This is a genomic window from Prosthecobacter sp., from assembly GCF_044373815.1.
Taxonomy (GTDB): Bacteria; Verrucomicrobiota; Verrucomicrobiia; order Verrucomicrobiales; family Verrucomicrobiaceae; genus Prosthecobacter.
This window is the reverse complement of the sequence record NZ_JBIPNG010000462.1, coordinates 1-5,274: the sequence shown is the minus strand read 5'-3', so window position 1 is coordinate 5,274 and position 5,274 is coordinate 1. Positions and strand designations below refer to the sequence as shown.

General features: G+C 58.3%; 5 protein-coding genes. 4 read left to right on the top strand and 1 reads right to left on the bottom strand.

Going from position 1 to position 5,274, the window contains the following annotated elements; translation table 11 throughout:
* Positions 1-902: YeiH family protein (locus ACIREA_RS26070; protein ID WP_397385250.1), on the top strand; the 902-nt coding region annotated here is incomplete at its 5' end.
* On the opposite strand, the gene ACIREA_RS26065 is transcribed toward ACIREA_RS26070, so the two are convergent.
* Entirely contained in the window at positions 903-1,310 is a 408-nt protein-coding gene (locus tag ACIREA_RS26065) for an RrF2 family transcriptional regulator (RefSeq protein ID WP_397385249.1), read from the bottom strand. It abuts the gene before it with no gap.
* Positions 1,311-1,402: 92 nt separating this feature from the next.
* Between ACIREA_RS26065 and ACIREA_RS26060 the strand changes: the two genes are divergently transcribed.
* From ACIREA_RS26060 to ACIREA_RS26050, 3 genes are all read left to right on the top strand, one after another.
* A complete protein-coding gene (locus ACIREA_RS26060; RefSeq protein ID WP_397385248.1) occupies positions 1,403-2,761 on the top strand; it encodes a replication-associated recombination protein A in 1,359 nt (452 codons plus the stop codon).
* A 292-nt stretch (positions 2,762-3,053) separates the two neighbouring features.
* Positions 3,054-3,662 (top strand): 3D domain-containing protein, encoded by a 609-nt coding sequence (locus ACIREA_RS26055; RefSeq protein WP_397385247.1) that lies wholly within the window; start codon positions 3,054-3,056, stop codon positions 3,660-3,662.
* A gap of 114 nt (positions 3,663-3,776) precedes the next feature.
* Positions 3,777-4,997: an alpha/beta hydrolase gene (locus ACIREA_RS26050; protein WP_397385246.1), complete on the top strand. Its 1,221-nt coding sequence runs from the start codon at positions 3,777-3,779 to the stop codon at positions 4,995-4,997.
* Positions 4,998-5,274 lie beyond the last annotated feature (277 nt).

Here is a 5,274-nt window from a genome sequence, read left to right as displayed (position 1 = left end):
TGGGCATGCTCTGGAGTCACACGCTGCCTGTGCCCGAGTGGCTGCGCGAGGCGGTGCGCACGGAATTCTTCATCAAGGTGGGCATTGTGCTCCTCGGCGCGACGATTCTGCTGCCGGAAATGATGAAGGCGGGGCTCCCGGGTCTGGTGCAGGCCGCATTGGTCATTCCGGTGGTGTGGTATGTGTGCTACTTCATCTCCCGGAAACTCAAGGTGGACGATGAGTTTGGCGTGATGCTCTCCACCGCCGTCTCCATCTGCGGGGTGTCCGCTGCCATTGCCGCCTGCGGCGCGATTCAGGGGGACCGCAAAAAGCTTTCCTACGTCACGTCCATTGTCCTGCTCTGCGCCGTGCCGATGATGATCATGATGCCTTGGGCGGTCAAATCCATGGGCCTGTCTGAGGCCGTGGGCGGTGCCTGGATCGGAGGTACGCTCGATACCAGCGGTTCGGTGGCGGCTGCGACCGAACAGGTGGGCAAGGACGCCACCAAGGTGGGGGTCATCGTCAAGCTTTCGCAAAACGTTCTTATCGGCGTGGCGGCATTTATATTGTCCATCTGGTGGACGATGCGCGGCGGCAAGGATGGCGCGTCCAAAAAAGAAAAGCCCTCCATCAGGATCATCTGGGAACGCTTTCCCAAGTTCGTGATCGGTTTCGTGATCGCCTCTGTAGTGTTTTCGTACTTTGTGCCTGCCGGCGTGGCAGAAGCCGCCAGCAAGCCGCTCAAAGGACTGCGTGAAGTGTGGTTTGCAGCAGCGTTCGTCTGCATCGGCTTGGAGACGCGACTGGGCGAGCTTTTCAATCTCGGCGGTGGCAAGCCGGCGCTGGCCTTCCTCGGTGGTCAGGTCTTCAATATTATCTGGACGCTGATCCTGGCCATGTGGCTGTTTGGCAAGTGATCAAATATCAAACGACACTGTTTCACGCGAGCGCTCCTTGGCGATGATTTGCGCCACGGTGTGCTCCGCGAACCATTGTGCCACTTGGTCGCGCAGGCCGCTGAAGACCTGTCCCAGAGCATCCTGATCTGCCCCCGGTATGGGATCAAACGGGCCGTCGAACAACGTCACCACCTCTCCAATCGTGATGCGGGCCGGATGGGTGACGAGTTGATAACCGCCACCCACGCCGCGCTTGCTGCGCAGCAGGCCGCCGTTTTTCAGTGCCAGCAGGATCTGCTCCAGAAACTTCAGGGGGATGTGCTCTTTGCTGGCCAGATCCTGAATGGAGAAGTTCGTGCCCTCGCGCTCACGCCCCATCGCCACGAGGGCGCGGAGGGCATATTCGGCTTTTTTGGAGAGCTTCATCAGGGGGCGTTATCGAACATCAAACGACCGCCGGTGCAAACTGCGATTTGCTGCCGGAGCGTTTCAGCGTCATTCATCGTCCCTTCCACTGCATGAGCGACGACTTTTTTGCCTCTCCGCCCCCTGAACCGCCACGTGCGGGTGCAGCGGTGCACCATGCAGGCGCGCCGCTGGCCTCCCGCATGCGGCCGCGCACGCTGGAGGAGTATGCCGGCCAGCAGCACATTCTGGCGGAGGGCAAGCTGCTGCGCCGTGCCGTGCAGGCAGACCGCTTTTCTTCGATCATCCTCTACGGGCCGCCCGGTGTAGGCAAGACGACGCTGGCGCACATCATTTCTCAGGAGACGAAATCTCGCTTCGTCACGCTCAGTGGCGTGGAGAGCAGCGTGGCGGATATTCGCAAGGAGGCGGAGAATGCCGGGCATCACATCCGGCTCTACAACAAGACGACCATCCTCTTTGTGGATGAGATCCACCGCTTCAACAAAGCGCAGCAGGATGTGCTGCTGCCGCATCTGGAGCGCGGCACGCTGCGCTTCATCGGCGCGACCACGCACAATCCTTTCTTTTATGTGAACAGCCCGCTGGTCAGCCGCTCCCAGGTTTTCACGCTGGAGCCGCTGGGCATACCCGATCTCGAAGCGCTGATGGACCGCGCTTTGAGTGATGTGGAGCGCGGCCTGGGTGGCATGAATGCCCGCATCGAGCCGGACGCGCGCCTGCACCTCGCCACCGTGGCGGATGGGGATGCGCGCCGCTGCCTCAATGCGCTGGAACTCGCCGTGCTCTCCACGCAACCGGATGCCGCAGGCGAGATTGTGATCACGCTGGCGGCTGCGGAGGAATCCGTGCAGCAAAAGACCGTGGTGTATGACGGTGATGGCGACGCACACTACGACACCATCAGCGCCTTCATCAAAAGCATGCGCGCGTCAGATCCCGACGCGGCGCTCTACTGGCTGGCCAAGATGCTCTACGCCGGGGAGGACATCCGCTTCATCGCAAGGCGAATTGTCATTGCCGCCAGTGAGGACATTGGCATGGCTGATAGTAACGCCTTGCGCGTTGCAGTAGCCGCTCAGCAGGCCGTCGAATTCATCGGCATGCCGGAGGCGCGCATCATCCTGGCGCATGCCACCATTTACAATGCCACCGCGCCGAAGAGCAATCGCTCCTACACCGCCATTGATGCTGCTTTGGAAGATGTGAAAAATGGCCGTACCCTCCCTGTGCCCAAGCACCTGCGGGACGCCCATCACAAGAAAGCCGCCAAGGAGTTTGGTCACGGCGAAGGATACATGTACCCACACAACTATGAGGGCGGCTTCGTCCCTCAGCGCTGTCTGGAAGGGGGCCGCCAGTACTACGATCCCACCGCCAACGGCCTGGAAGCCCGCATCAAAGAGCGCCTCGACCACTGGCGAAAGCTCTGGGGAGAGCAGGCAGAATAAAAGGGGGGAGGGGAGGCGCGAAGGGTAAAACATCCTGTTCGGCTGGCTTGAAGGAGAGAAGTGAACCTATCCAGAGGATATGGAAATTAAGTTTTATTAAACTTTAATAGTATGGAAACTATTCTTTTTATATTGAAGATATATGAAAATTACAGTATCATTTTCGTAATTCCAAAACTATCCAGCCATGTACAACTCACGTTTGATGACCTCTGGCCTCTGTGGTGTCTTATTGGCCACTCTTTCTAGCTGCGCTCTTCCTAAGCAATCGCTGCTCTCCACTTGGAAGGAAATGCGGCAAAAATCGTCCGCTCCATTGCAAACCGGCGTCAAATACGAGGTGCGCAAGGCTTTGGCGAACAATGTTCCGTTCCGTCCCAGCACGATCAAGCGCTACACCTTTGTGCTTGATGACCCGAAGCCGCCGCTGCTGACGGCGTCAAGTTTGTATCGCAATTCTCAGATGCGAGTGCGCACCACCGCCTACACGCATGATGAAAGCGATCACATCATTTATGGTGTGAAGAATGCGATCGGCACCAATTTGAGATTTGGCAACGTGCGCAGTGCTGCAGCAGACTGGTCGCGTTTTCCAGTCGGCACGCTGTTCCGCATCGCTGGCCAGCCGGGTGTCACCTATGTGGTGGATGATTATGGCAGCGCCCTCGTCGGCACCGGCACCATCGATTTGTACAAACCGAGCCGCTCCATGATGGACAACTGGGGCGTGCGCCATGTGGACATCGAAGTCATTCAGTGGGGATCGTATGAAAAGAGCATGGACCTCATGCGCGACCGCACGAAATGGCGACACGTAAGAGCCATGATGGAAGGCATTGAGGCGCGTCTGCGCACGGCTGCACTACCACATGGCAAGACACCGTTCACGGCAGCGCTTTGAAGCAAGGACTTGAGGCCTCAGAACCTCATTTTCCGCCTCTCCTCGATCGCTAAAACTGCATCTGGGGAAATCAGCGATATTCCACCGCACCCTGTGGCGTTAGAAACCCCACACATGCGTCTCGCCCTTTTTTCGTTGTTCTTCTTCGCAGTCACGTTCAGTTCTGCTCAAAACAAACCGGGTGCGCTGCCCACCATCACACCGCTGCAGATTGCTGCGGCATTGGGAAAAACATCGGTCCCGGAGGCGCAAAAGATGCTGCATGACCAGGTCGTGCGCCTCTTTGGCCGGCAAAATCTGACACAGGGCCGGGCGGCGGCAAAGATTGAAGCGACCACGGTCGCATGGGCTATCATTGACCCCAAACCTGCACGAGTCGTGCAGCAGGATGGCACCTTGATCGGCGAGATGACTGCGCTGGGCGAGGACGGCCTGCAGGTGCTCGTCACTGACATGCCCAACTTCACCGAAACGGGCTACCGTGTGGAGTCTGAGGGAATGCCTCACCTTGCGGGGACCGTGCACGTCGAACATTTCGAGTACACTGCCGACAGTCTGCCGCAGAAAGATGTCCAGCAGGGCAGGCTGGAGAAGTTTGTGTGGAACACCAGCGAGGTCTTTCCCGACACCGTGCGCACGGTGACCGTCTACCTGCCCGCTGGCTTTAATCCTGGCGAGGAAACCTGCCTCATGGTCTGGCAGGATGGCTCGCGCCATGTGGATCCCAATGGCTCCATGCGTGCCTCGGTGGTCTTCGACAATCTCATTCATAAAAAGGAGATGCCACGCACGGTGGGTGTCTTCATTGATCCGGGTCGCATGACGAAGCAAAAGCCCGGTGAGAAGGCCGCCAATCGTGGCTTTGAGTACGACTCACTTGGGCCTGCCTATGCGAGTTTCTTGATCGACGAAATTCTGCCTGAGGTTCAGAAGCGCTATCAAACCAAGTTCCGACCGCAGCCTGAAGCCTGGGCCATCGCAGGCGGATCCTCCGGCGGCATTTGCTCCTTCACCGTTGCGTGGGAGCGGCCTGACAAATTCCGCAAAGTCCTCTCCTGGGTAGGCTCCTTCGTCGATCTGAAAGGCGGGGATGTTTATCCCTCGCTGATCCGTGCCTCAGAGCGCAAACCCATCCGCATCTACCTGCTCGATGGCGAAAACGATCTCGACAACAAATTCGGCAACTGGCCCATCGCCAACAAGCAGATGGCTGCCGCGCTGAAGTACATGAACTACGACTTTCGCATCGACTGGACGCAATGCTTCCATGGCAGCAAAGGCATGGCCCCCAGCCTGCCCGAGGCTCTGCGCTGGCTGTGGCGTGATGTGAAGTAAAGTCCGCTCACCGCGTGATAATGAGGTGCTTTTCCAGCGGTAGAACCGCCTCAAGCTGATCCGCCTTGGCCAAATCACGCGGCGTGATCATCTCAATCACCCGCCACAATGACACGCACATTTCACGAAGGAGCAGGGATCTCCTGACTCCGGTGGCCACAGTCTCATGGCTTGCTGCCAATATACGTCAGCACATCCGCCACATCCTGCGCAGTGAGCACGCTCTCCAGTCCTTCGGGCATGATCGAAGTCGTCAGCGTTTTGAGTTCGCGGATGT

Excerpts from the sequence above, each read along its gene's own strand:
- ACIREA_RS26065 (WP_397385249.1), bottom strand. The coding sequence starts at position 1,310 with ATGAAGCTCTCCAAAAAAGCCGAATATGCCCTCCGCGCCCTCGTGGCG.
- ACIREA_RS26060 (WP_397385248.1), top strand. The coding sequence starts at position 1,403 with ATGAGCGACGACTTTTTTGCCTCTCCGCCCCCTGAACCGCCACGTGCG.
- ACIREA_RS26055 (WP_397385247.1), top strand. The coding sequence starts at position 3,054 with ATGCGGCAAAAATCGTCCGCTCCATTGCAAACCGGCGTCAAATACGAG.
- ACIREA_RS26050 (WP_397385246.1), top strand. The coding sequence starts at position 3,777 with ATGCGTCTCGCCCTTTTTTCGTTGTTCTTCTTCGCAGTCACGTTCAGT.